At 67.4% G+C, this 26,243-nt stretch carries 23 protein-coding genes and 1 tRNA gene; 10 read left to right on the forward strand and 14 right to left on the reverse strand.

The window, feature by feature from the left end:
• Window positions 1–10: 10 nt before the first annotated feature.
• From C487_RS06410 to htpX, 10 genes are all read right to left on the reverse strand, one after another.
• Entirely contained in the window at window positions 11–1,897 is a 1,887-nt protein-coding gene (locus C487_RS06410) for an IucA/IucC family protein (protein WP_006184887.1), read from the reverse strand.
• A gap of 3 nt (window positions 1,898–1,900) precedes the next feature.
• Window positions 1,901–3,379, reverse strand: a complete 1,479-nt coding sequence (locus C487_RS06415; RefSeq protein WP_006184888.1) for a lysine N(6)-hydroxylase/L-ornithine N(5)-oxygenase family protein — start codon at window positions 3,377–3,379, stop codon at window positions 1,901–1,903.
• Complete coding sequence (locus tag C487_RS06420; protein ID WP_006184889.1) at window positions 3,372–4,037, reverse strand: GNAT family N-acetyltransferase; 666 nt, start codon at window positions 4,035–4,037, stop codon at window positions 3,372–3,374. The genes C487_RS06415 and C487_RS06420 overlap by 8 nt, the downstream gene beginning before the upstream one ends.
• Entirely contained in the window at window positions 4,034–5,911 is a 1,878-nt protein-coding gene (locus tag C487_RS06425) for an IucA/IucC family protein (protein ID WP_006184890.1), read from the reverse strand. Before C487_RS06425 ends, C487_RS06420 begins: the two co-directional genes overlap by 4 nt.
• On the reverse strand, window positions 5,908–7,506 hold the full coding sequence (locus C487_RS06430; protein WP_006184891.1) for a pyridoxal phosphate-dependent decarboxylase family protein: 1,599 nt from the start codon (window positions 7,504–7,506) through the stop codon (window positions 5,908–5,910). Before C487_RS06430 ends, C487_RS06425 begins: the two co-directional genes overlap by 4 nt.
• Window positions 7,503–8,876, reverse strand: a complete 1,374-nt coding sequence (locus C487_RS06435) for a diaminobutyrate--2-oxoglutarate transaminase (protein WP_006184892.1) — start codon at window positions 8,874–8,876, stop codon at window positions 7,503–7,505. The genes C487_RS06430 and C487_RS06435 overlap by 4 nt, the downstream gene beginning before the upstream one ends.
• 488 nt (window positions 8,877–9,364) lie before the next feature.
• Window positions 9,365–10,396, reverse strand: coding sequence for a DNA repair and recombination protein RadA (gene radA / locus C487_RS06440; RefSeq protein ID WP_006184893.1), 1,032 nt, complete (start codon window positions 10,394–10,396; stop codon window positions 9,365–9,367).
• A 145-nt stretch (window positions 10,397–10,541) separates the two neighbouring features.
• Window positions 10,542–11,750: an outer membrane protein assembly factor BamB family protein gene (locus C487_RS06445; protein ID WP_006184894.1), complete on the reverse strand. Its 1,209-nt coding sequence runs from the start codon at window positions 11,748–11,750 to the stop codon at window positions 10,542–10,544.
• Window positions 11,751–11,899: 149 nt separating this feature from the next.
• Window positions 11,900–12,505: a PspA-associated protein PspAB gene (pspAB, locus tag C487_RS06450; RefSeq protein ID WP_006184895.1), complete on the reverse strand. Its 606-nt coding sequence runs from the start codon at window positions 12,503–12,505 to the stop codon at window positions 11,900–11,902.
• A gap of 24 nt (window positions 12,506–12,529) precedes the next feature.
• A complete protein-coding gene (gene htpX, locus C487_RS06455) occupies window positions 12,530–13,420 on the reverse strand; it encodes a zinc metalloprotease HtpX (RefSeq protein WP_006184896.1) in 891 nt (296 codons plus the stop codon).
• A 478-nt stretch (window positions 13,421–13,898) separates the two neighbouring features.
• Between htpX and C487_RS06465 the strand changes: the two genes are divergently transcribed.
• The 4 genes from C487_RS06465 to C487_RS21680 all read left to right on the forward strand — a co-directional run bounded on the left by C487_RS06465 (window position 13,899) and on the right by C487_RS21680 (window position 17,538).
• Window positions 13,899–14,672 (forward strand): creatininase family protein, encoded by a 774-nt coding sequence (locus C487_RS06465; RefSeq protein ID WP_006184898.1) that lies wholly within the window; start codon window positions 13,899–13,901, stop codon window positions 14,670–14,672.
• 293 nt (window positions 14,673–14,965) lie between these two features.
• Window positions 14,966–16,090 (forward strand): 60S ribosomal export protein NMD3, encoded by a 1,125-nt coding sequence (locus tag C487_RS06470; RefSeq protein ID WP_006184899.1) that lies wholly within the window; start codon window positions 14,966–14,968, stop codon window positions 16,088–16,090.
• On the forward strand, window positions 16,083–17,321 hold the full coding sequence (locus C487_RS06475) for a class I SAM-dependent methyltransferase (protein WP_006184900.1): 1,239 nt from the start codon (window positions 16,083–16,085) through the stop codon (window positions 17,319–17,321). The genes C487_RS06470 and C487_RS06475 overlap by 8 nt, the downstream gene beginning before the upstream one ends.
• Before the next feature lie 94 nt (window positions 17,322–17,415).
• Window positions 17,416–17,538: a hypothetical protein gene (locus tag C487_RS21680; protein WP_269150333.1), complete on the forward strand. Its 123-nt coding sequence runs from the start codon at window positions 17,416–17,418 to the stop codon at window positions 17,536–17,538.
• 72 nt (window positions 17,539–17,610) lie between these two features.
• On the opposite strand, the gene C487_RS06480 is transcribed toward C487_RS21680, so the two are convergent.
• Window positions 17,611–19,476: a helicase C-terminal domain-containing protein gene (locus C487_RS06480; RefSeq protein ID WP_006184901.1), complete on the reverse strand. Its 1,866-nt coding sequence runs from the start codon at window positions 19,474–19,476 to the stop codon at window positions 17,611–17,613.
• A gap of 203 nt (window positions 19,477–19,679) precedes the next feature.
• On the opposite strand from C487_RS06480, the gene C487_RS06485 reads away from it, so the two are divergent.
• Window positions 19,680–19,768: transfer RNA gene (locus tag C487_RS06485), tRNA-Gly, on the forward strand.
• Between the two features lie 177 nt (window positions 19,769–19,945).
• Here the strand turns inward: C487_RS06485 and C487_RS06490 are convergent.
• Complete coding sequence (locus C487_RS06490) at window positions 19,946–20,191, reverse strand: DUF7561 family protein (RefSeq protein WP_006184902.1); 246 nt, start codon at window positions 20,189–20,191, stop codon at window positions 19,946–19,948.
• Window positions 20,192–20,314: 123 nt separating this feature from the next.
• On the opposite strand from C487_RS06490, the gene C487_RS06495 reads away from it, so the two are divergent.
• The 3 genes from C487_RS06495 to C487_RS06505 are packed head-to-tail and all read left to right on the forward strand — an operon-like array spanning window position 20,315 to window position 23,013.
• Window positions 20,315–21,295, forward strand: coding sequence for a YkgJ family cysteine cluster protein (locus C487_RS06495; RefSeq protein ID WP_006184903.1), 981 nt, complete (start codon window positions 20,315–20,317; stop codon window positions 21,293–21,295).
• A gap of 30 nt (window positions 21,296–21,325) precedes the next feature.
• On the forward strand, window positions 21,326–22,279 hold the full coding sequence (locus C487_RS06500) for an NAD(P)H-binding protein (protein WP_006184904.1): 954 nt from the start codon (window positions 21,326–21,328) through the stop codon (window positions 22,277–22,279).
• Complete coding sequence (locus tag C487_RS06505; protein ID WP_006184905.1) at window positions 22,276–23,013, forward strand: DUF7530 family protein; 738 nt, start codon at window positions 22,276–22,278, stop codon at window positions 23,011–23,013. The genes C487_RS06500 and C487_RS06505 overlap by 4 nt, the downstream gene beginning before the upstream one ends.
• Here C487_RS06505 and C487_RS20790 read toward each other — a convergent pair.
• A complete protein-coding gene (locus C487_RS20790) occupies window positions 23,010–23,183 on the reverse strand; it encodes a DUF5786 family protein (protein WP_006184906.1) in 174 nt (57 codons plus the stop codon). The genes C487_RS06505 and C487_RS20790 overlap by 4 nt on opposite strands.
• 174 nt (window positions 23,184–23,357) lie before the next feature.
• On the opposite strand from C487_RS20790, the gene C487_RS06510 reads away from it, so the two are divergent.
• Both C487_RS06510 and C487_RS06515 read left to right on the forward strand, forming a co-directional pair.
• Complete coding sequence (locus C487_RS06510; RefSeq protein ID WP_049907986.1) at window positions 23,358–24,365, forward strand: DUF5784 family protein; 1,008 nt, start codon at window positions 23,358–23,360, stop codon at window positions 24,363–24,365.
• Window positions 24,366–24,450: 85 nt separating this feature from the next.
• Window positions 24,451–25,512 (forward strand): zinc-dependent alcohol dehydrogenase family protein, encoded by a 1,062-nt coding sequence (locus C487_RS06515; protein WP_006184908.1) that lies wholly within the window; start codon window positions 24,451–24,453, stop codon window positions 25,510–25,512.
• Between the two features lie 327 nt (window positions 25,513–25,839).
• Here C487_RS06515 and C487_RS06520 read toward each other — a convergent pair whose 3' ends face one another.
• Window positions 25,840–26,127: a DUF5789 family protein gene (locus tag C487_RS06520; protein WP_006184909.1), complete on the reverse strand. Its 288-nt coding sequence runs from the start codon at window positions 26,125–26,127 to the stop codon at window positions 25,840–25,842.
• Between the last annotated feature and the right edge of the window lie 116 nt (window positions 26,128–26,243).

Raw genomic sequence — 26,243 nt, forward strand, 5'->3', positions numbered from 1 at the left:
CGGCCGTAGCTTACCGCTGGGAATCGACCTCGGAGAGGGGGTTCGGGACGGTGCCGTGTTCGATCGCGTGAGGTCGCTCGGGGCGGTCGCCGTAGCCGATATCGATCATCCGGTTGCGGTTCAGCGTCAGTTTCGGGAGCGTCGGCTCGAGCAGGTCGAACAGCTCGAACCGCTCCTCGAGTTCGGGGAATCGGTCGTGGTAGTCCTCGATCGCGGACCGAACCTGCCCCCAGAACTCGGTTTCCGGATAGTCGTGGTGGCGACTCAGCAGGTCCGAAAGGTAGCGATAGACGCCGACGAACAGCCCGTAGACGACGAACAGGCGTAGTTCCTCCGGGGGAACCGAGAGGAGCACGTCGTCGAGGTCGTCGGGCAGGTCCTGAAGCTCCGCGAGCGGCGCGTCGGCGACGTTGACGTCGTCGACGAAGTCCTTGACGGCGAGTCTGGCCGGGCGGTCGTCCTCGAGGACGAGGATCGTGTTCTCACCGTGTGGCGAGAAAGCGGTTCCGTACCGATAGAGGTAGTGGAGGAGCGGCGGGAGCATCGTGGCGAACAGCTCATCGAGCCAGTCGGAGAGGTCGAGATCGGACCGCTCGACGAGTTTCGAGACGACCGGCTCGCCGTCCTCGACGTGTAACAGCGCGGAGAGCGTCATCGCCCGCTCGTCGTCGTCGATGAGGCCCGTCACGCTCTCGCGCCAGACACAGCCAAGCAGTTCGGTGTACTGGTAGGCGGGGGCCTCGAGCGCGTCGAACGTCGGGTGATCGAAGTTCACGCCCGCGATTTCGCCGGGTAGAACGACCTCGCACTCGTCGCGCAGGAACGGGTCCCCGTCCCGAACGTCTTTGACGTACTCCGTGACCAGCGGCGCGGCCTCGGTGCGTTCGCCGGGGAGGCCGCGCCAGACGAGCGTGTTGCTGATCTGCATCGGGAGCTTGACGTTGTGCTTCGCCGGCTCGTCGGCGTTGGCGAACGTCCGGATCGACTGCATGGGCAGGTATTCGTCCGGACCGGACCCCAGCGGTACGATGTCGTCCGTCGCGAGCTGGCGGCCGAACAGGGGAACGATCGCGTTCTCCCACTGCCAGTCGTGGACCGGCAGGAACAGGTAGTCGTCGGGATCGAGCCCGCGGTCCTCGAGTTCGGTCCGAAACGCCGCGTAGTAGTCGCCGAGCTCCGACTCGAGGAGCGCCTCGTGGTCGAGGCCCGCGACGCCCACGAACGCGGCGGCCTCGCGGGAGACGGCACACCACGAGAGCCGGATCGGTTCGGACCGCTCGGGCGCGTAGTCGCGGTAGTCGTCGTACCCCCAGCCGACCCGGCCCTTGTTGAACGTGAGCCACGGGTGGCCGGTCATCTCGCCCTCGATTTCGGCGTAGGACATGTCGATGACCGACCGGTCGGCCGCAGTGCCGACGGAGCCCTCGTCGGCAGCGGCAGTCTCGTCGGCGTCGATGTGTGCGTCCGCCAGCAGCGTGTTCGTGTACTCCCGGACGAGATGACTGGCGGTGATCGAATCCATGTCGATCGTCGGCTCGAGGTCGACGACGAACGTGAGGGGGTCGTCGGCGGACTCGAACCCGTCGCCGGCGTCGCGCTCGATCGAGTCGGCACGAACGCTGATCGAATCCCAGAACCGATCGACGGCGTCGAAGCGATACCGGACGCCCTCGAGATCGATCTCGTAGGTGCGCCACTCGCCGTCCGAGTCGGCATCGGCCGGCGCGGCGTCGACCGGCTCCGGCTCGAGGATGTCCTCGTAGGTGAACTCCTGGAGTATCTTCCCGAGCAGTTCCCGTCCGACATCGGTCCAGCGGTCCGCTGTCAGCACATCATCCAGCGTCGCGATTCCGTCGAGTCCGTACTCCGTCTCGGTGTCGTGTCGTGGGTGTTGCATGAGTTACTCCGTGTTGAGCGACAGCGATTGCGGCACGTCGGTGTGTACCGACGCGTGGTCGGCGAACTGGTCGACGTCGAAGTCCTGAAAGAGGGTGTCCCGGTCGACGGGATAGATCTCGTGCCCGGCGAGTCGGTCAACGATGATCGCGTTCCGATAACAGCCCAGCCCGAGGTCGGGCGTCCCGACGCCGTGGCTGTGCAACTCGGCGTTCTGGACGAACACGCGGCCGGCGTCGTCGTCCGGGCCGCCGAACCCCCCGTCGATGCGATAGTCCGCAGTCACGGCGAGCCGCCCCCGATCGTCGAACGCGATGCGGTCCGCGATCGGCTCGAGGAACGTCGGGGTCGGCCGCCGGTAGCCCGTCCCGAAGATCACGGCGTCGGTCTCGAGGGCGAACGCCCGCTCCTGGTGGCGCTGTTCGCACTCGAGCCAGTAGCTGCCTGCAAGACGCTCGAGGTCGCGGACTTCGGTCGTCGCAAGCATGCCGAAGTCGGGGTCGGGGTCGCGGTCGCCGATCGAGCGTTCGTAGAGCGTATCGTAGATCCGCTCGCTGGTCTCGGGATCGATCCCCTTGTACAGCAGGTCCTGGTCGGCCAGCAGGTCGTCCTTGCGCGACTGCGGCAGGTCGTAGAAGTACCGCGCGTACTCGGGTGTGAAATGCTGGAGCCCGAGTTTCGAGTACTCCATCGGAAAGAACCCGTCCGAGCGGGTGAGCCAGTCGAGCCGGTAGCCGTGGCCCGACTGGCGCTCGAGCAGGTCCAGCACGACCTCGGCGGCGCTCTGCCCGGAGCCGACGACGGTGATCGCATCGGTCTCGAGGACGTCGGCGCGGCGCTCGAGGTAGTCGGCGGTGTGGAACAGCGGAGCGGTCCCGTCGGCGTGATCGCGGGCGAACGCCGGCAGGGCGGGCCGGGAGCCGACGCCCATAACGAGGTCGTCGGCCCGGTAGCGATAGCGCTGGCCCGTCTCGGGGGCGACGGCCTCGACGACGAACGGACCGCCGGCCGCTGCGTCGGCGGTATCGCCGTCACCCTCATATTCGACGCTCGTTACCTCCCGCTCGAACTGGGTCGTCGGCACGCGCTCGGCGACCCAGCGCAGGTACGCGTCGTACTCGCGGCGCGGAATCTGGAACGTCTCGTAGAAGTAAAACTCGTAGATGCGGTCGCGCTCGCGGGCATAATTGAGGAAGCTGTGTGGGTTGGTGGGATCGGCCATCGTCACCAGGTCCGCGAGGAACGGCACCTCGAGAGTGGCACCTTCGATCAGCATCCCCTCGTGCCAGGCGAACTCGGGTTCGCGCTCGAGGAAGACCGCGTCGAGGTCGAGCGCAGCGTCCGCGCCGTCGAGCAGCGCCGCAAGCCCGAGGTTGAACGGGCCGAGGCCGATGCCGAGGACATCGTAGTGACCGCGGTCGATGACGGGGCGCTCGTCGCCGCCGTCGGCAGCAGCGGGACGGGTGTCGCCGCGCTCAGTCACCGTCGCTCACCTCGGGGGATCGCAAGTCGGCCCCGTCCGCCGTCGGCGGCCAGACCTCGCGTTCGAACCGCTCGCGCGTGCAGACGGCGAGCGTCGCGGTCTTGTCCGCTTCGCGAAACTCGAACTCGCGGCGCGGTTCGAAACCACACCGGTTCGCGGTCGCGAGAACCGCCTCGTTACGGGCGTCGGGTTCGGCGACGATGCGGTCGGTCTCGGGGTGGCGAAACTGGAGCGCGACCATCGCACGGAGCAGCGGGACCGCGTACCCCTCGCCGAGATACGCTTCCGGACCGATCAGGAGGTGAATTCCCTGATCGGCCGGCTCGGCGTCGTAGTACGCCGCGACATCGTCCGCCGCAGCCCAGTAGCGCTCCCAGTAGCTCATCGGCACGTGATCGAGACAGCCGACGTACAGCGTCTGGTGGTCGTCCGCGAGTTTCTCCCGAAGCGTCTCGCGGAAGGTCGGCAGCGGTTCGTCGAGGTCCCAGTAGGGCTTGACGTGCTCCGACCCCAGCCACGCGTGCAGGCGGCCGAGGTCGCGCTCGAGCGAGACCGGCCGAAAGCCGATGTGGCAGTCGATCGTCTCGTCGTAGTACTCGAAGTCGTACGCCGAGGCGACCGTCGCGTGGGAGCCTCGAGTCGGCTCGGGAGCCGTCATCTGGTTACCTCCGACGCTCCCGAGGTGGCCGACGCCGGCCGGTCGACCAGCGGATTCCGCACGTCGGCATAAACCGACTGCTCGGCCAGCGAGGGCGCGTCGAGTTCGTCTAAGCCGCGGAACCGCGTCAGCAGGTTCGCCTTGCAGGGGACGGTTTCGGACTCGAGCAGCGGGTCCAGGATCGACGTCCCCGGTCGGTCGAACTCCCGGAGTGACTCGAGTTCTTCGCGGAGGACATCGAGCAGCCGACCTTCCGGGACGAGCCCCGCGGTCCCGAAGGCGTTGATCACGCCGAGGCCGTTATTGAGCACGACGTAGTAGCGGATGCGCTCGTCGGCGACCGCGTCGGGACAGATCGAGCCCGCTCGCTCGCCGACGCCGGGACAGATGTCGTCGAGCCGGTCGGAGGTGGATTCGGGGAAGTAGTAGCCCTGATTGTCCCGATAGCGGAACGTGTCGGGATAGCCCGCATCGTCCAACGTGAGGACGCTGTTTTGCTGGTGGGCCTCGAGTCCGATCCCCCGCTCGAGGTAGAGCCACAGCAGCGGTCGGATCGAGATCGCGAGATAGCGGCGGAACCATTCCTCGCTGACGGCGGCGGAGTCGCGGCCCTCGCGGTCGGCGATCGAGGCGACGATCCGACCTAGCCGGGACCGGCCGTCCCCGATCGCGTCCTGGCAGAGCGCGACGACGGGCGTCGCCCGCCGCGCGTCCTCGCCCCGGAAGGGGTTCTCCCGGAGGACGACTTCGAAGCCGGACTCGTCGCCATCGGCGTCGACCGCGTCGGGATCGATCGTCAGGTACGCCGGGTCTCGAACCACGTCGAAGTCGGGGTAACGGTCGCGCAGGTCGTCGCCGAGTTCGGTCGCCAGCAGGTCCGAAATCGCGACACCGCGCTCGAGTTCCGGCCGCTCGTTCGTCCGCACCGAGTTCGTGATCTCGACTGCAAGCGATCCCTTGACCATGAACGGGGCCGCCGGTGCGTACAGCGTCCGGACGGACGTCGTCGGGTAGAACTCGCGACCCAGCGGGCCGAGCGACTCGAGTTTGCCCGCCGAAACGAGGTCCTGTACGTCGGGCCGCTCGAGCAGGCGGTCGGCCTGCCAGGGGTGGACCGGCAGGAGGATATCGTCGGCGGCGAGGGAGTCCTCGAGAACGGATTCGTCGACGGCCGGATCGTCGCGGAGGGCCTCGCGGACCCACGCGGCTGCGGAGTCGTCGCGCGCGGAGTCGCTCTCGACGATGTCGGGGTCCGCGCGGACGTAGTGCAGTCGGAACGATCCCTCGAGTTCCGGGGCGTAGCGCTCGGCGTCGCGCTCCATTCCTCGACGGCTCTTCGGCGTCGGATGGCGGAGGTGGCCGAAGACGAGCGACTGTTCGGCTTCGCGGAACGTGAAGTCCGGTCCGTACAGGGTCTCGCCGTCGTCGGCGCGGGCGTCGACGTATCGATCGACGTTCCGGCAGGAGCGAACGACCCGCTCGAGAAGGTCGTCGCGGTTCGGGTCCGCGCCGCGTGTAAGCTCGAGTTCCTTCGTCACGAGCGTCGCGAGCGTCGCATAATCGAGTTCGACCGGCTCGCCGTCGGAGCCGGAGCGGTAGGAAGCGGGCAACTCGAACAGATGGCGGCCGGTCGGGGATCGATACGCGACGGGGGCGAAGCACTCGATTCCCTGGGTGGCCAGCGGGAGCCGCAGGACGAGCCCGCTCGCCGGCGCACGGTCGATCGGTGCGTCCGCCGCGGGGACGAACTCGCCGGTCCCGGTTTCGTGGCAGTAGCAGTTCAGGAAGCTGTGCATCGTCGCGTCGCGTGCGATGCGCGTCGCATCGACGCGTTGCTCGTCGGTCGGCGTTCGTGTGGGTGGTCGTGAAGTCATGCGGAATCGATTGTCCCTCGATCGCGTTCGATCGTCTCACCGTATTCGATGACCGCCTGGAGCGCCGCTCGAAGGTCCCAGCGCGTCGTCGTCGGGTTCAACAGGGTGAGCTTCAGCGCGGCGGTGCCGTCGACCTCGGTCCGAGCGAGGATGACCTCGCCGTCGGCCAAGAGTTCGTCCCGAATGGCGCGGTTCACCCGGTCGAGAGCGGCCGTGGAAGCGGACTCGCGTCGCTCGTCGGACCCCGACGAGCGGGCGGCAGTGTCCGATCGGTCCGGCCGATACCGGAAGACCACCGCGCTCAGGGCGGGTTCACAGCACAGTTCCAGCGCCGGTTCGGCTCGAATATCGGCGGCGACGGCGTCGGCCAGGTCACAGACGTACTCGACGCAGTCGGCGACGCCCGTCCGACCCAGGGTGTTGAACGTCATGAACGGCTTCAGCGCGTCGAACCGGCGCGTCGTCCGGGTCGACTTCGAGACGAGGTTCGGAACTCCCGCCGCGTCGTCGCGCTCGGGGTTGAGATAGGTCGCGTTGCGCTCGAGGAAGCGATAGCGGTCGCCGTCGCGCAGCAGGAAGGCCCCGCAGCCGATCGGCTGGTAGAACAGCTTGTGGAAGTCGACGCCGATCGAATCGGCGCGGTCGATCCCCGCGAGTTTCGGCCGGAGACGGTCACTGATCGCACACGCGCCGCCGTAGGCGGCGTCGACGTGGAACCACAGGTCGCGCTCGGCGGCCCGGTCGGCCACCTCCTCGAGCGGGTCGATACTGCCGAAGTCCGTCGTGCCGGCGGTCCCGATGAGCGCGAACGGATGACGGCCCTCGCTCTCGAGTCGCGCGAGCGTCTCGTCCAGCGCCTCGAGATCGATCCGCCGCTCGTCGTCGGTCGGGACCGTGACGACCGCGTCCTCGCCGAGCCCGAGGTGGTGGGCGGCCTGTTCGGCGGTGAAGTGGGCGGCCGCCGAGCAACACAGGCGGAGGTCAGTCGCCTCGGGCGGCAGTCCCGCAGTCTGGACGTCGTGATCGAACCGCGTCCGGCAGTACCAGTCGCGAGCCAACAGCAAGCCGAGGAAATTCGATTCGGTGCCGCCGCCGGTGAAGACGCCGTCAGCGCCGTCCGGATAGTCGAACAGGTCACAGCAGGCGTCGACGACGCGCTCTTCCAGGACGGACGCCGCGGGGGCCTGATCGAACGAGTCCAGCGACTGATTGGTCCCCGAAAGCAACAGCTCCGCGGCCAGCGCCGGGATCGCTGGCGGGCAGTGAAGGTGGGCGACGCAGCCGGGGTCGTGGACCCGAACCGAGTCCGCGAGCACGTCCTCGCCGACCGTCTCGAGGACGGCCGCAAGCGGATCGCCCTCGTCGGGAAAGACGGTCAGTTCGTCGATCCGCTCGCGGAGCGTCTCGTGGTCGGTCCCCGCGTAGGGTCCGTCGACCGTTGCGAACGAGTCGACGAGACAGTCGCGTGCCCGGTCGATCGCGTCCTCGTAGGCGGCGTTTCCGGCCGGGTCGCCGAGAAAGGCGTCCGCGGCGGCCGGCGGCGTCGGCTCGTCGGGTGCCAAACGGGACCGGCCGACCAGTCCATCGCTCGTCATACCGACGCCTCCGCGCGGTCGTGATCGTCCGCGACGGTCGCACGGATACTCTCGTGGACGATGTCGCCGATCCGGTCGATTCGCGAGGCCGAGATCGTCAACGGCGGGAGGAACCGGACGACGCTGCCGTCACGGCCGCCGGTCTCGACGATCAGCCCGCGGTCGAACGCCGCCGACTGGACCGCCGACGCCAGGTCGCCGTCCGCGGGGAAGCGACCGAGCGAGTCGCGCTCGTCGTCGGGATCGACGAGTTCCATTCCCAGCATCAGCCCCCGACCGCGGACGTCGCCGACGACGTCGAAGGTCGCGGCCGTCTCATCGAGGTGGTCCCGCAGCCGGTCGCCCATCGCGGCGGCGTGGGTCTCGAGATCGTGCTCGAGGACGTACTCGATGGTCGCCGTGCCGGCGGCCATACCGAGCTGATTGCCACGGAACGTGCCGGCGTGTGCGCCGGGCTCCCAGACATCGAGGGACTCGTCGTAGACGACGACCGACAGGGGAAGCCCGCCGCCGATAGCCTTCGAGAGCGTCATCACGTCGGGCACGATGTCGGCGTGCTCGATGCCGTACAGTTCGCCGGTGCGTCCGAGCCCGGTTTGAATCTCGTCGACGATCAACGGCACGTCGCGCTCGCGGGTGATCCGGCGCATCTCCCGGAGCCACTCGGCGGGCGCTGGCACCGCGCCGCCCTCGCCCTGGACCGGCTCGAGGATCATCCCCGCAGGGTCGACGATTCCGCTCTCCGGGTTCGAGAGCGTTCGCTCGACGTACTCGGCGCTCGTCCGCCAGCAGTCCGCGTCACCGAGCCCGAACGGGCAGCGGAACTCGTAGGGAAACGGGAGATGGTGAACGTCCGGCATCAGTCCCGAAACCGGTTCTTTCGCCGCCGTATCGCCCATCAGCCCGAGCGCGCCGTTGGTCATCCCGTGATAGCCACCCTGAAAGGCCAGCATCGATCGGTTGCCGGTGGCCGTTTTCACTAACTTCAGCGCGGCCTCGACGGCGTCAGTCCCGGCAGGGCTGCAAAACTGGACCGTCGCGTTCTCGGCGAACTCGTCGGGGAGACTCTCGAGCAGGCGATCGACGAACCGCTCTTTGACCGGCGTCGTCAGGTCGAGCGTGTGGACGGCCCGACCGCGCTCGAGCAGGGCCTCCATTCGCTCGACGACCGCGGGATGGTTGTGACCGAGCGCGAGCGTCCCCGCACCCGCCAGACAGTCGATGTACTCGTCGCCATCGACGGACTCGATGATGGCACCCTCGGCGCGCTCGATCGCGATCGGCAGCGAGCGGGGGTACGTCCTCGCGTTCGACTCCCGACGCGCCTGCTGTGCGAGGAGCCGCTCGGACGGCGATCCACCGTCGGTCACGCCCGCTCACCTCTCCGCGGTGACTGCCGCTCGATCCGATCCAATGGTAATTGCTTCGTCGGCATGCAGACTTTAGGCCAGCCTAAAACATTAAAAGCGTACTGGTTTTTAGGCCAACCTAAAGCTTATATGAGGATTTCTGAAACGAAGAGATTCGGCAGCCAGCGAGGCTAAACCGAGGTCACGAACACCCGGCCGACCGACGTGCCGGGGGCTGTTTGAGCGCGGGTCGGGTCAGTCATCGCCGTTCCGTCATCTGGACGAGCGGACGACAGAGCGTCGAGAAGGGACGATCGCGGGGAATCAGTGCTCCGCTCGCGGACGGACGACGGGTCGCGGGAATCGGCGTTCAGTTATAAGCGATCGTCATCGCGGGCGGCGGGTAGCGGTTCGGCGGCGTTCAACGGCGGGGCGGACTCCCCGCTCTCCGGGGACCGTGGCAGTGCTCGATAAAACGGCTCAGAACGGCTACAGCGGACGGGAGACGCTTATTCCGGCTTCAGACCTTCGTCCTGCACTCGCATGACGGCCTCGCCGTCGGCCAGGTTCGGCGCGTCGACCAGCCGAACGATCCGCTTGTCACCCTTGGACTTGCGGAGGTAGATTCGGAACGTCGACTTGTGACCCAGAATGTTGCCGCCGATCGGTTGGGTCGGGTCGCCGAAGTAGGAATCGGGGTTCGAGGCGACCTGATTGGTGACGATGACGGCGGCATTGTAGAGGTTGCCGACCTTGTCGAGGTCGTGGAGGTGCTTGTTGAGTTTCTGCTGTCGGTCCGCGAGTTCGCCACGGCCGACGTACTCCGCACGGAAGTGGGCGGTCAGCGAGTCGACACAGAGCAGCCGAACGGGGTACTCCGAGTCCTCGTGTTCGCCCGCGAGCTCTTTCGCCTTCTCGGCGAGCAGCATCTGATGGTTCGAGTTGAACGCCTTCGCGACGTGGATCTTCTCGAGGACGTCCTCGACGAGTTCGTCGACCGCGTCCTCGTCGTCCGCCGAGCCCTCGATGTCGCGGTCCTCGAGCGTCGCGTCGATGGCCTCGTCGGGCAGTCCGCGGACCATATCGTCGATCCGCTCGGGCCGGAAAGTGTCCTCGCTGTCCATGAAGATGGCGCTCCCGTGGAGGCCGCCGACCTCCTGTGGGAGCTGGACGTTGACGGCCATCTGGTGGGTAACCTGGGACTTGCCGGCCCCGAACTCGCCGTATACCTCGGTGATCGATTGCGTCTCGATGCCGCCGCCGAGCAGGTCGTCGACCTCGTCGATGTGCCAGCTCAGCTTGCCGATCTCGTTTCGCCGCTCGAGGACCGTCGAGCCGGTCTCGAACCCGCCGATGTCGGCGGCACTGCGGGCGGCGCGAACGATGTCCGCAGCCGTGGACTCGCCGACATCGGCCGTATTCGACAGTTCCGACGGCGAGGCGACGGCCAGACTCTGATAGGAGTCGAAGCCTGCATCGTGAAGTTTGTCTGCGGTCGCCGGTCCGACGCCGGGGAGTTCCTCGAGATCTGATTCGGGCATACTTCCTCGTTGTGCCGGCCCCCTCATAAACCCTCGTTAACAGGGAAGTGAAAGTGAAAGTGCGGGCAGGCGGCGGGGCCGATCGAAGGTGAGGGAGTGGATTGAAATGTGAAGGCGCGTCGACGGGGCGAACCGAGACCGCGTCTCAGTACGGGCGTTCGTCGGCGTCCCACTCGAGGCAGTGGAGTCGTTCGGCCTCGCTACCGACGTAGAGCCGTTCGGCGGCGAGCGCGGGCGTTCCGCTGATGGCGTCGTCGGCCGCGAACTGCCACAGCGGTTCGGCGTCGTCGACGTCGATCCCGTAGAGCGAGCCGGTCGCGTCGCCGACGCAGAGCACGTCGCCGGCGACGACGGGACAGGAGCGAATCGGGCCGTCGAGTTCGATCCCCTTCCGCGAGAACAGCCAGCCGCGCAGCTTTCGCCGGCCGACGGTCGTATCGGTAACGTGACAGTAGCCGTCGTCGGCACCGATGAACGTCGTCTCGGCGGCCGGGAGCACGGTCACCGACGTGGTAAAGCCGTCGCCGATCTCGTAGGCGAACCACGTCTGCCCGGTACCGGCGTCAAGCGCGAGCAGCGTTCCGCCCTCGTCACCGACGTAGACCCGCCCGTCGGCGATCGACGGTCCGCCAGCGACCGCTCCGGTAGCAGGCGCAGTCCAGGCCTCCTCGCCCGTCTCGGCCGCGAGCGCCAGCACCGTCCCGGCCGCGGTCCCCGCGAACACTCGCTCCTCGGTCGCTCCCCACTGTCGATCCGGCTCCCGAACTCGCTCCGCGTCGAGCAGCGACGGCGCTTCCGACTCGAGGATGTCGTCGTCCGGGGCCTCGCCCAGCGCGGAACGGCGCTGTTCCCCCTCCCGTCCGTCGGCGATCGCCGGCGCGCCGACGACGGCCGATTCGGTCTCGTGTGTCCACAGTTCCGTCCCCGTTTCAGCTTCGAGCGCGGAGAGTCCGTCCGCGTGGCCGGCATAGAGCCGGCCGTTCGAGAGGGCGAGCGCGGCCTCGAGCGAGCCCGGCAGCGCCGTCCGCCACCGTTCCTCGCCGGTGGCGGGATCGAGGGCGGAGACGGTCCCGTCGTCCGTTCCGAGGTACAGCCGTTCGTGGGTGACGACCGGCGTCGCGTCGGTCGCCGCCGTCGTCTCGAACGTCCACCGGCGGCGACCCGTCTCTCGCTCGAGCGCATAGCAGTGTCCCCGGGCCGTGCCGACGTAGACGGTGTCCCGATCGAGCACCGGCGACCCCGGCGGCCCGGTGAGGTCGGTCGTCCACGCCTCGCTCACGCGGTCCGGCCCCTCGAGATCGCGGCGAAGCCCCGAGTTGTGCGGATCGCCCTTGAACTGGGTCCACTCAGTCACTGGTCGCGGCTACTGACCGCACCGTCATAACAGTCGGTGTCACCGCTCTCCGGGGACGCGGGGTACCGAAGCCAATGGCTCGAGTCGGTCGGTCACGTCGCCAGGGTCCAAACCGTCCACTCGAAGTGGACGGCGGTGGTCCCCCGCGCTCACTCCCAGGGATGGGTCCCGCGCTCGCTGGGCCAGAGCGGATACCAGTACTCCTTGTCGGACTCGACCTCGAGTTCGCCGTCCAACGCCGACTCGAGGGTGAACTCCGCGCTCGAGTCGCGCTCCCGGCCGGATCGGGGGACGAAGGGGTAGAAGCGGCCGCGACGGAACGAATAGATCCAGTAGGCGGGGCCGTCGCGGTTTTCGTAGGCGAAGACGGCGGCGAGCAGGCGCGAGCCGTAGCCGTGCTCGATGAAGGTGTCCGCGGCGAAGTGCATGCTCGTGATCAGGTCCTCCGGGTCGTCGTCCGCGAGAACGACCCAGTGGTAGCCGTGATCGTCCGACGACACCGAGAACTCCGTGCCGGTCTCCGCCTGCCCGGCGTCGAGGATCGCTTCCACCTCGTCGACGGCGTCACGGAAGTCCGCCGAGTCGACGCCGGAGAAACAGAGCGCGGCGACATCCAGCGACTCGTAACCCAGATCGGCCTCCATCGTGAGGTAGGCGGTGCTCATTCCGAAGAGGTCCTCGGGATCGGCGTCACGTCCGGCGTCGGCCTCGGCGCGCGAACCCAGGATAGCGCGAAGTCCGTCGAGTAGTCCCATAGGTCGTGTGTCGGTGTCAGTTCCTTAGAACGATTGCATTTCGCGCTCGAGGTCGCGGAGCTGTTCGACGCGGCGCTCGGTTGACGGATGCGTCGAGAAGAGCCGGCCGACGATGCCGGACTTGATCGGGATGATGAAGAAGGCGTTCATCTCGGCTTCCTCGCGCATGTCGTCTTTCGGGACCTTGTCCATCTCGCCGGAGATTTTCAGGAGGGCGGAGGCGAGCGCCGACGGGTTGCCGGTGATGGCGGCAGCCCCGCGGTCGGCGGCGTACTCGCGGTACCGGGAAAGCGCCCGGATGAGCAGGTAGCTGATGATCCAGACGACCAGTGAGACGAGGATCGCGACGATGATGCCGCCACCGCCCTCGCGACCGCCGCCGCGCCTGTGTCCGCCGCCGAAGAACGCCCCCCAGCGGACGATCATGAACGCGATCGTCGAGAGGAAGGAGGCGATCGTCATCACCATCATGTCGCGGTTCTTGACGTGGGCGAGTTCGTGGGCCAGCACGCCGTCGAGTTCGTCGGCGTCGAGCGTGGTCATGATCCCGGTCGTCACGCAGACGGCGGCGTTTTTCTGGTTGCGCCCGGTCGCGAAGGCGTTGGGAACTTTCGAGTCGACGACCGCAACCTTTGGTTTCGGGAGGTCGGCCTGCTGCGAGAGTCGCTCGATCGAGGCGTGCAGTTGCGGATACTCGTCGGCCGAGACCGTCCGCGCGCCCATGCTCTTCAGCGTCAGCGTGTCGCTGAAGTAGTACTGGACCAGCGAAAAGCCGCCGAACAATATCGCGAACAGCCACAGTCCACCACCGATATAGAGGGCGAGCGCGCCGGCAAAGACGATGTAGAGTGCGAACAGAAGGAACATCGTCACGAACATCCGAGCGCGTAGCCCCCAGTCCGCCTGCCAGTTCATGCCGTAACCGACGGGCTCCGGAGAAATAAGTGCCCTGTCGCGACGGTCGAGTCGCCGTATACGATGCCGACGTGGTGTCCCGCTCGAGCGCTGTCGACCGTGTTGTCGCGGGCGCGGCTCTCACCGATCACCCCGGCGGGTCTCGGAACGGTCCCCGCCGAGCCGTTCGGACGTCTCGAGCGTCATCTCGAGGGTCCGGCTGATCGTCGCGTCTCGACGCGATGCTCGTTCGTCGACGAGTCAGCGTCAGCAGTCGATCGCGCCCGTTTCCGGGACGAATGAGACGATCCGAACTCGTGTCACCAGCACCAGCGTTACACGGACGGATGCGGGTAGACCCGATGCGAGGGGCGGAATAGCAGCGGTCCAGCGGTCTCGAGTCCGACCCAACCCAGCGGGCGACTGAGATGGGTCGTCCCAGCCCATCCCGGCTGACCGCAAGCGATATGTGGATTGACTGAATCGGCCGAAACGGCGGATGTCTTCTCCACGCGCAGTACTCCTCGAGGAGTGCACATGGCCGGAAGTCGAAACGGCGCTCGAGAACGGAACGCGGACGGTGATCGTGGCGGTCGGCTCGATCGAACAACACGGACCGCACCTGCCGCTAAACATGGACACGCTCGACGGCGACGAACTCTCGCGACGGATCGCCGCGGAACTCGGCGACGCGCTGGCGGCCCCGACGATTCGGCCCGGCTGCTCGGGCCATCACATGGCGTTTCCGGGGACGATCACGATGCCGCCGGAGACCCTGATGGACGTGATCCGCGCCTACTGCCGCTCACTTGCCGAACACGGGTTCGAACACGTCGTCCTCGTCCCGACCCACGGCGGGAACTTCGCGCCGGTCTCGACCGTCGCGCCCGAAATCGCCCGCGAGATCGACGCATCCGTGATCACGCTGGCGGACCTCGACGATCACATGGAACTGCTGAACGAGGGACTGCGCGAGGCCGGCGTCGAATACCAACAGGACGTGATCCACGCCGGGGCCGCCGAAACGGCCATGATCCTCGCGATCGAGGAGGGACTCGTCCGGACGGACCGGCTCGAGGCGGGGCCGGAGGGGTCGATTTCGACCGCCAGACTCCTCAGCGAGGGGTTCGATTCGATCACCGAAAACGGCGTCTTGGGGGAGCCGAGCGAAGCCACCGCCGAGGCCGGCGACGCGATTTTCGACGCCGTCACCGACGCGTACGTCGAGCGGATCGAAGCCGAGCGCGACGCCGTGTGCGATGACCGGCAGTGACTCCCACTGTGGATCGTGTGTGCATCGCAACGAGTTCGGTCACGGCTCGATCGAACCCCTTCGTTTCGCATGGAGACCCTGTGACGGAGTCACGTCTGACGCGGTCGAATCGGCGGCTGTGTCCCGGCTGGGAGTTCGCTCGCGAACCCCTTCGTTTCGTGTAGAGCGACTCGAGGGTCACGAGACGCAACCGGCCGCGGATCGCGGCCGAGGGCTCGGCGTCGCTCGAGCGGAATGGCCGACGCGAGCGAGAGAACGCGTCCCTTAACTCCGCGAGACTCGAAACGGTGCCAATGAGTGAGTCGCGTGCGTTCTGTCCCCGGTGCGGGGATGCAGTACCCGAGCGGTCGGCGAGCGACGCGAACGGTCCGTTGCGGCCCGGTGCCGAGGTCGAACTCTGCGACGCCTGTTACTTCGAGGACTTCGACTTCGTGGACGCACCCGAACGGATCGACGTTCGCGTCTGTGCCCGCTGCGGTGCGGTCTACCGCGGGAATCGATGGGTCGACGTCGGCGCGGAAGACTACACCGATATCGCCATCGAGGAGGTCAGTAAGGCGTTGGGTGTCCACGTCGACGTCGAGGACGTCGCCTGGCAGATCGATCCCGAACAGGTCGACCAGAACACGATCCGGATGCACTGTTTCTTCACGGGCGTCGTTCGCGGAACGCCGGTCGAGGAACAGGTGACGGCCCCCGTCAAGATCGCCCGCCAGACCTGTACTCGGTGTGGTCGGATCGCCGGCGACTACTACGCGAGTATCGTCCAGATTCGCGCCGAGGACCGCACCCCGACGAGCGAGGAGACCGATCGAGCGACGGAAATCGCGAACGAGATCGTCGCCGACATGGAGGCCACGGGCGACCGCAACGCCTTCGTCACCGAAGTCGGCGAGACCGACGACGGACTGAACATCAAGGTCTCGACCAACAAGATCGGCAAGAAAATCTCGAACAAGATGCTCGAGGAGTTCGGCGGCACCGTCAACGACGCCGAAACCCTCGTCACGGAGGACGAGGACGGCAACGAGGTCTACCGGGTCACCTTCGCCGTTCGACTCCCGCCCTATACTCCCGGCGACGTGATCGCCCTCGCCGACGACGACGGCGGCCCCGTCCTCGTCCGCAGCGCTCGGGGCAACCTCAAGGGCATCCGCGTGACGACCGGCGAGCGCTACGAAGCCAGCTACGAGGAGGGGAACTCGCCCGACGCGCGCAAACTCGGCGAACTCGAGGACGCCGCCGAAGCGACGGTCGTGACCGTCGAGGACGAGAACGCCGTACAGGTTCTCGACCCCGAGACGTTCCAAGCGAAAACGGTCTCGCGGCCGGACTACTTCGATCCCGATGCCGAGACCGTGCCCGTCCTGAAGAGCCGCGCCGGACTGCATATCCTGCCCGACGAGACCGATGACTGACGAGGACGCGACCGGCGAAGACGCGACTCCCGCGGGCGAGACCGACCCGATGACCGCGGACGACGGCCTCGAGCGGACTGTCGACGAGGTCCTCGAGCCGGCGGTGGCGGACGCGCCGCTCGCGGCGATCGTCCGGAAACAGCGCGCGGAGACGGCCATCGAATCGCTGCGCGCCGAGGGCGTCTACGACGATTCGCGTCGCGTACGCGAGGCTCGGGGACGACGCGATGCGGACCCCGCGGACGGGGTCGCGCTGCCGGTCACGGAGCCGCCGACCGAGACCGCGGTGCTCGAGGTCGTCAAGCAACTCGAACCCGAGCCCCGACGCACCGATCTCGAGGCTCTGTTGGCCGACCGCGGCTGGAGCGACGCGGCCCTCGAGTCGGTGCCGGGGTCGTGGGCGGTGATCGGGTCAGTGATCCTCGTGACGGTGCCCGAGGGCTGTCCCGACGAGGCCGAACTGGGCGCGGCCTTGCTCGAACTCCACGGCGAGGCCGACAGCGTGCTGGCCGACGAGGGGATCGCCAACGACGGCGCGGCCGGGACCTACCGCGAGCCCCGTACCCAGCTGCTCGCGGGCGACGAAGACACGGAGACGATCCACACGGAACACGGGACGCGATACGGCCTCGACCCCGCGACAGTGATGTTCTCGCCCGGGAATCAGGCCGAGCGCGCCCGAATGGGCGAGCTCGGAAGCGCCGACGAGCGCGTGTTCGACATGTTCGCCGGCATCGGTTACTTTACCCTCCCGATGGCCCGGGCCGGCGCGCGAGTGACGGCGACCGAGATCAACCCGACGGCCTTCCGCTACCTGCTCGAGAACGCCGTTCTCAACGACGTCGCCGATCGCGTCGACGCCTACATGACGGACTGTCGCGACCTCGCCGACGAACTCGAGGCCGATCGGGTCGTCATGGGCTACTACGGGAGCGCGGACGGGGCCGACGAGACCGCCAAGGGCGGCGAGGACGGCGAGGGGACGGCACACGGAACGCGAACGGACGAGGCACACGACTTCCTCGACGACGCGCTCGCGGCGCTGTCCCCCGGGGGCGTCGTCCACTACCACGAGGCGACCCCCGAAGCGCGGCTGTGGGAGCGGCCCCTCGAGCGCCTCGAGGCGGCCGCCGACGCGGCGGACCGAACGCTCGAGATCCTCGAAAAGCGGCGGGTGAAGAGCCACAGCGCGGGCGTCGCACACGTCGTCGTCGACGCGCGCTTCGAGTGACGTCACAGCCCGCGATCGGGCGCGCCCGCCTCCGATGGAACGGCTCGAAACCGGCGCGCACGTCGGGAGCTGGAGACGGCGACGCTGAGCGGTCGTGACATTGATACTCGCGGAGCGAATCCGTTCCGATATGAACCGGAGTCAACTCATCGCCCTCGCCTTCGCGGTCCTCATGATGACATCGATGATCGCCGGGAGCGCGATCGCGGTGTTCTAACGCGACGCCGTGACGCGAGCGGCGGCTCGTCACGGGTTCGGGCCAAGAAGACGTACCGAATCACCGATCGCACTAGTTCTCCGTGTCCCAGACGTCCGCCAACGGGCTCGAGCGGGCGGACCCGCTCGAGCGTCGCGAGCGCGACGACGAGCGGTCGCTGCGTCCGCCGTCCGGGTCCGTCCCGTCCGCTCGGCTTCGCCGTGCCGACCCGCGTTTCGAACGGGTGCTGGATCGACCGGCTGCCTCTGGCGACCGCCCGCTGAGCGCGGCTCGCGGTTCGAAGGTCGGGAGGTCGGGTCGCGACATGCGATCGACCTGCGCTTCGAACCAGTCCGGCATGTCCGCCCGGGCGCGATCGAAACAGTCCAGCAAACTCGCGTCCGCCAGGTACGTCGCGCCGTAGTCGTCGGGCGCGCGGACGACCCGCCCGCAGGCCTGCATGATGGTCCGGAGCGTCGTCCGATAGTACCACGCCCACTGTCCCTCCTCGAGTCGGTGGGCCACCCGCGAGTCGCTCGTGTTGAGGAACGGCGCTTTACAGATGACCTGCCAGCGGCAGAGATCGCCCTTGAGGTCCAGCGCTTCCTCCATCTTCACCGAGAGGAACACGTCGGGGTCGTCGCTCGCCTTCCAGGCCTCGAGCGCGGCGTCGCGGCCGTCGCGGTCGTGCGTTCGCACCCGATCGCCGACGCCGAAGTCCGCGAGGAGATCGGCGAGGCGCTCCTGAATGTCATAGGAGTGAGCGTGGATCAGGCCCTTCTCGTCGGGATGGTGTTGCATCAACCGGACGATCGTCCGGGCGATCTTCGGCGTGGTCTCGTCGCGCTCGTCGTAAGTCATCTTCCCCTGGGTGACGTCGTACAGCGGCCGGTTTTCGACGGGGAAGGTATGCTCGACATCGACTAGGGCGACATCGTCGGGGTCGAGCCCGACCTGCCGACAGAACGCCGCTTTGTTGAGGATCGTCGCCGAGAGGAGCGCGAACTTGTTACCCCGGTCCCAGACGGTGTGCTGGAGGTACTTTTCGGGGTTCATCGGCTTGATCGTCAGCGGCCCGCCCTGTGGGTCGTCGTCGGCTCCAACGCTGCCGGCGTCGCGGGACTGGCGTTCGGACTGATCGACCAGCCACGTCGTCGGGCTCTGCGGATCGCGGTAGTCGGAGACGAACCACTCGAGTTCGCCGATGAGTTCCTGCAAGCGGTCGCGTTCGCGCACGTCGGCGGGCGAGAGCGAGTCCTGTGCGAGCAGGTCGTCCTTGCGGCGCGTACACGTTCCCGCGAGGCGATCGGCGTAGCGCACGGCCCGCTCGACGTCGTCGACCTCGGGAATGCGCAACTCGTCCCAGAACGGGACGGTTCGCGGTCCCAGTTGGATGGTCGCGTACATCTCGGCCCACTCGGCGAGGCCGTGGGCCTCGTCGACGACGACGACATCGCGTTTGCGGAAGACCTCGCTCCCGGCGGTCTGCATGAAGTAAGCCAACGTCATCGCGGCGATCTCGCGGTTCGACGCGATCGCACGGTCCGAGAAGTACGGACACCGGTGTTTGACGGAGCAGTCGTACCCCCGTTCGCGGACGCAAGGGGCCTGATTGACCGGCGTCTCGCGTTCGTCCGGCAGGATGCAGGTGTAGTTCGACTTCCCGCGGATGACGTTGAGGTCGGCCAGTAGATCGTCGGCCGCCACGTCGTCCAGTTGGGAGACCTGCGGTGTCGTGTAGTACGCACCCGTCGCGTCGCTGGGGGACCCCTCGCCTGCGCGGCGGGCACAGCCGGCGACGGCGCGGGCCAGCAGGGACTTGCCGCTACCCGTCGGCGCGCGCACGAGCACGACATCGTTGCCGGCCGCGAAGGCATCGCGAACGTCCCGGAGGGCCTGCTCCTGGGTCCCGCGATAGCTCGGTGCGGGGAACGCCTCGAAGATCCGCTCGGTATTCACCGTTCGATCCAGGGCGCGGCCGCGTCCTAAAGGCTGCGGACCGTCGCGCTCGGTGTGAATCGGCCGAGCCGCAACGGCCGGCAAACGAGGTCGAAAGCGGCAGCTACCCACCGGTATCGACCGCCTACGGATCGCTGGTGACCGGCGGCCCGGCGGGTAGCCGCCCGATTACAAAGACGAACCCCGCCGTCGGATCGACCCGCGGAAGGGTCGCTCAGCGGTAGAGCACCGCGGTGCCACCTGGTTCCGCGGCGGCATTTCGCCTCGTGGCGTTCGACTCCCACCCCTTCCGCTCGCGGCTGCGATCGGTCCGCGGTGTGGCTGCGGATCGTAGTTGTGGACCGCGGTTGTGGTTGTGGGCCGCGGTCGTGTGTGTTCACCGAGGGCGGTGCGTAGGGACCGTCCCGTTCGCCTCCATTCCCCGCCATTTTCCGGCATCGGCCCGCCGATCACGACTCCCGCCGGCGGGTTACAGTGCGTCGAGCCGCGAGGTTTCGCCGTCGACCTGCTCTAGCCGCTCGATATCCTCGGTAGTCGGATAGTCGGGAACGGCCTCGATACACGGGTAACACAGCAGATGGGAGGTCCCGTCCTCGAGTTCCAGGGTCATCGCGGTCCCGACGGTGCCGGCATCGGTGCCGAACGACCAGAGGTTGGCGATCCCACCCGAAACGGTGACCGTTCGGCCGCAGCCGTCACAGGAAGCCTTCGACATACGCGACCGTGGGTCCCCGACGGTCAAAGACGTTCTCCCCGGGCGACCGATCGCCCGGGTCGTGCCGTTCGGGTGGTGAGATCCCGCACAGCGGTTATAGGAGACAGCACCGTAGCGCCGCACATGGAGGTGCACTGTGCGGGCTGTGCCGGCTGCTGTCTGGACTGGCGACCGCTCCTCGAGAGCGATCCGGCGGCGACCGCCGCTCGAGACGATGCCGAGGGTGCCACCGGGTCCGACGCCGACCGAGGACGCCAGCGACTGCGCGACCCGTTCGACCGGACCGACACCGAGCGGGGAGCCCCGCGAGAGCCCCTCGACGACGGTGCTACCGTCGTCCCGCTGACCCGCGACGAGGGACGAGCGTTCCTCGAGCGCGGCATGGCCGCCGCCCTGCGGCCGCGGTTCTGGCGTGCCCGCGACGAAGCGGATGGCGTCGAGATCGACGGCCACACCCTCGCAGCCGTCGCCGGCCGGCCGGTCTTCGTCGTCGGTCTCCGACGGCCGCCGAAGCCGGTCGCCCCGTTCGGTCGCGAGGAGTCGACATGGCTGCCGGCCTGCGTCTTTCTCGATCCGACGACGCTGCAGTGTCGCATCCACGAAGGCGAACTCTATCCCGACGAATGCGGCGCGTATCCGAACCGCAACCTCGCGCTCGAGCAGGAGACCGAGTGCGAGCGCGTCGAAGCGGCGTTCGGCGGCGAGCGCCTGCTCGAGGCGACACACGACGATCCGGACGGCCTGTTGCTCGGGCCGCGGGCGATCGGCGCGAAGCTCTTCTGTCATCCCCGGCCGGCCGATCTCGCAGGGATCGTCGACCGGGCCGCGACGGGGGACCTCACCCGACGGGACCGCGCCGAACTCATCGCGGTCGCCGCCGCCTCGAGTCCCGGCACGCTGGCGATCTCCGACCACCACTACGAGTGGGCGAAAACGCGGGTGCTCGAGGCGGCGGGCGACGGATCGTGGGTCGGGCCGGCGATCCGCGACTGGCACCGGCACCGCCGGGCGGCCGGCGAGACGGGACCGTCGCCGGCGATCGCCGACGCGATCGAGGTCGACCGGGGGGCACCCGAGACGCCGGGCTGGGGACCCCGCAAGTGAGATTAAGCCCCTGCAGTCCAAATGCGGGGTATGCGCGTACTCGTAACGGGAGCGACCGGGTTCGTCGGGCAGCGGCTCGTCGCCGCGCTCCGTGCGGAGACGACACACGACGTGACGGTCCTCGTCAGGGACGCCGAGAGCTACGAGCCGCCCGACGGGATCACCGTCGTCGAAGGGGACGTTCTCGAGCCCGGAAGCTTCGAGGACGCGCTGGCGGACGTCGACGCCGCCTACTACCTGATCCACGCGATGGGATCGAGCGGCGACTTCGCCGAGCGGGACCGGCGGGGCGCACGGAACTTCGAACGAGCCGCGAGCGACGCGGGCACGGGGCGCGTGATCTATCTGAGCGGGCTCGGTAACGACACCGACTCCCTCTCGAGTCATCTCGCCTCCCGCCGAGAGGTCGAGTCGATACTCCGGGCGGGGACCGCCGACGTGACCGTCCTCAGGGCGGCGATCATCATCGGCGACGGCAGCGCGAGCTTTCGGTTGGTACGCCAACTCGCGACGCGGCTCCCGGTGATGATAACGCCACGGTGGGTCGACACCGACTGTCAACCGATCGCGATCGACGACGTGATCGCGTACTGTCTGGCGGTCCTCGAGCGCCCGGCGACGGCCGGCGAAACGTACGAAATCGGTGGGCCGGACGTGCTCACCTACCGCGAGATGCTGCTCGAGACCGCCGAGATCGAGACCGGCCGCCAGCCGCTTATCGTCCCCGTTCCGGTGTTGAGTCCGCGACTCTCGGCACACTGGGTCGGGCTCGTCACTGACGTTCCCCGAGCGGTCGCCTCCCCGTTGATCGAAGGCGTTCGCAATCGCGTCGTCGTCACGGACGATCGACTCGACGAACTCGTCGATTTCGAGCCGACCCCGTTCGACGTCGCGGTTCGCCGAGCCGTCGGCCTCGCGTCGGACGGCCCCGACGCGGTCGACCGTACCGGGACGACGGCCCCGCCGACGCGAGGCGAGAAATGACACGGTCGCTCGAGTACGGCGAGACGTGGGTCTACGAGAGCCTCCTCGGAACGATTCCCGGCGTCCGCGTCTCGAGTCGAACGGCGATCGGGATACAGTTTCTCGGCTTCGAAGCGGCGATCATCGCCGTCGCGGCGGCCTACGACCTCTGGGGGGCGGTGGTCCCGGGCACGGTCGCGGTCGTCGTCGCGACGATCGGCAGCTGGCTCATGCTTCGATTCAGTCGGAGCGTCCGTGAGCTGCCCACCCCGACGGCCTACCGGCGGTTGCTGTTCGGCTCGAGCATCGACGTCGTCCTCGGTGTGCTCGCGTTTGTGGTGCTCGTCACCTACCTGTTCGTCATCGATCCGAGGGGGAGCAACGCGGACTCGTCGCTGTTGACCGAGCTGTTCGGTGCCGAGCCGCCCGCACTTGCCGTCGGACTCGCGTTGCTCGTCCTCTGGGACGTGGTGTATCGGATCGGGACCTGCTGGTGGGCGAGCGTCGTCGGGCTGTGGCGAGCGATTACCTACGCGTTCGGACCGGAGACGACACGAGCGTACCAGCGTATCGACGCGATCAACATCGGCTTCGCGGCGGTGCAGTTGCTGTTAATGCCACTCGTCGCGGGGGACACCGTGTTGCTCGTCGCGGTCGCGGGCCACGTCGTCGCGGTCCTGCTCGTCGCGACGCTCTCGATCGTATGGCAGGGACGGCGAAAAGCGAGCCGGACGGGGCCTGTCGATCACCGCTAGTTCGACTTGATTTCCTCGAACGTATCGAGCAAGTCCTCGGCGGAGTCGCCGGAATCGTATTCGACCTCACCGTGGTAGATCGTCCGCTCGTCGTCGAAATCGGCATCGACCCTCGAGGCCTGCTGTTCGCGGCGCTCGTGTTCGTCTTCGTCATAGGCACCCATTGACATGGTTAGTATAAACATGGTACGTCGCTGCCGATTATTAATGTAACGGTCCATAACACCCATCGGGCGGCTGAAACGTATTCCGGCTCCGCGAGGCGATGTACCCGGTCTCAGGGGAGCGAACGCGTTCGCTGGCACAGCGAACGATATATGGCTCCCCGCGGCGTAGCATCGAACGTGGCACGGCCGCTTCGCTTTCGGCACTCGCCCCAGTCCTGGAGCGACGGGCGAGTCAAACGCGATATCCTCCAGCCGCTCCGTTCGAATATCGGCGCTCAGGAAGTCTCGCCGTGGTTCAAGTGCGGTGGTGACTGGCAGACACACCGCTTCGAGATGGAAAACGGCGACGTCGCGCTCTTCGCGCGGAACGACGCTGACGCCTACTGGATGGGGAACACGGAGACGCCCTCCGCGCTCTGGAGAACCGACAAGTTCGGTTGGCGGAACGTCCCCTATCACGTCTCGCGGTGGGCCCAACGGGAACTGCTCGCGACGCTGCACGAGGCAGACCCCTGGCTCGCCGACTACCCGCACCTCTCGTGGTTTTTCCTGCCGGTGTTCATGTCGAAGGACGGTCGCGATTCGACCCGCTCGTTCTTCCGCGAACACGCCGGCGGCTTTCCCGACGCCGGCCGCCGGGAGACGACCCGCTTCTTCGAAGACGTCCTCCGTACCGGCGTCTTAGATGAGTACCGACACGTCATGTCGGGGAAACTCGGCACCAGCGATCACGTCGACCGCGTCCGAATGAGCGCCGCGATGGCCGAGTTCATCGCCGCAAAGATCCTCACCGACGCGGGCTACGACCTGGTCCCGGAGATCGAAGTGACGACCGGACACTCGCTGGACTTCCGAGCCGAGAACGCCGAAACCACCGCTCTCGTGGAAGTCACGCGCCCGCAACCGCCGGGGAACCGCGCCGCCGCCGGCCCCGTTGCAGCCGTCCGCGACACCGCCGAGACCAAGACCAACGGCCAACTGGCCGAACACGGTGGCGGTGCCGTCCTCTTCGTCGACTGCTCGAGTTTCCGGGACGACGCCTGGGCCGCGGTTCGGGGCGAACAGCCCGACGTTCGCCACCGGCCCGCCGTCGTCTACCGCGTCCGGCCCAGCGGTCACGTCGAGGGATATCAGAAAGGTGCAGTCCCCCTCGAGTTGGGCGACGCGATGACCGTGCTGGACTGAGCCGAGCGACGCGATGACCGTTCACTCCATCAGCGACTGCAACGGAGTGTTCCCTATTTGTAGTATACCATAGATAGTCACATGCATGCGTGCAGCAGTCCTCGAGGAACACGGTGAACCGCTGTCGATCGAAGACGTCGACGCGCCCGACCCCACACCGGAGGGCGCGATCGTCGAAGTCGAAGCCTGCGGCGTCTGTCGGAGCGACTGGCACGGCTGGCAAGGTGACTGGGGGTGGCTCGGCCTCGAGACCGAGCCCGGGCAGATTCTGGGCCACGAGCCCGCCGGACGCGTCGTCGCCGTCGGCGAGGACGTCGAGGGGGTCGCCGAAGGCGACCACGTCGCAGTCCCGTTCAACCTCGGTGACGGGGTCTGCCCGCAGTGCCAGCGGGGCCACTCCAACACCTGCGAGAACGTCATGCCGCTGGGCTTTATCGAGGAAGCACAGGGAGCCTTCGCCGAACAGCTCCACGTCCCCGTCGCCGACCACAACCTCGTAACCCTCCCCGACGGCGTCTCCTCGGTCGACATGGCCGGTCTCGGCTGTCGCTTCATGACCTCGTTTCACGCGCTCGCCCACCGCGCCGACATCGGCGCGGGTGACTGGGTGGCGATCCACGGCTGCGGCGGCGTCGGCCTCTCGGCAGTCCACATCGCCGACGCGCTGGGCGGCAACGTCGTCGCGGTCGACCTGAAAGACGAGAAACTCGAGAAGGCCCGCGAACTCGGGGCCGTCGAGACGGTCAACGCCGAGGAGACGGAGAACGTCCCCGGCGAGGTGAAGGCGATCACCGACGGCGGGGCCGGCGTCGCGATGGATGCCCTCGGAATCGAGACGACCAGCCAGAACTCCGTCATGAGTCTCGAGACGCGCGGTCAGCACATCCAGGTCGGGCTCACGACCCAGGACGAACAGGGCATGGTTCACCTCCCGACCGACGCGATGGTCATGGGCGAAATCGAGTTCATCGGCTCGCTCGGTATGCCGCCGACCCGCTACGACGAAATCTTTCGGATGGTCGCGACGGGCAAACTCGAGCCCGAGGCCGTCGTCTCCGAGACCATCGGGCTCGAGGACGTCAGCGACAAACTCGATGCGATGACCGACTTCGAGACGGTCGGCATTCCGGTCATCGATACCTTCTAGGACAGGGATGTTGCGCTGCGGGCGCGGCCTTGTCGCGCCCGCGGCAAAATGTAGTGCAAAACCGCTCCACCCTCCGTTCGCTCGCGCTGCTCGCTCACATCAGCCGTCGGCCCGCTCGCTCCCGGTGGTCGCTCGCGGGTGCAGCGCTCGACCAAACCGCAGCGGCAACTCAGTTCTGTGCCGATCGTAAGTGGTTGTACCGAGCGCAAGCGGTTGTACCGAGCGCAAACGAAGTGAACGCTCGGCGTTTTTTCATCAACGTTTTTCGGCGGGGTTCGACTGAGCGAACGGAGTGAGCGAAGGAGGACCCCGTTAAAAAGGTTGGTTCTAGAAGGAAACTGCGTCGGGCGAGTACGGGCTTCCAACAGGGGTCGGATCGCGGTCGCTGTAGCCGACGCGGCCGACGGCCTTGTCGCTGACCGCGGAATAGACCGCAAAGCGCGCGTCCTCCGAATTTTCGAAGGTTTCGGGCTCGAGGCGGGCGAGTACATCGCTGACCGTCTCGGTCCCGTTCGGGAGTTCGAGGGTCCGATCGCCGTACTCCTCGATCAGTTCCTCGGTCGTCGCTGGGTACTCGTGGTCGTCGATGACCTCGCCGGTGCCATTGAGCAGCATTACACGCTATCACACGTGAACGATAATTAGTATGTGTTTACCCCCAGAAATCGCAGGAGGACAGTAGGTTCAAAATCGGGGAATTCAATTAGAAATCCGTAAAATTCGACCGCCGT

This window comes from Natrinema pallidum DSM 3751, assembly GCF_000337615.1.
Classification (GTDB): Archaea; Halobacteriota; Halobacteria; order Halobacteriales; family Natrialbaceae; genus Natrinema; species Natrinema pallidum.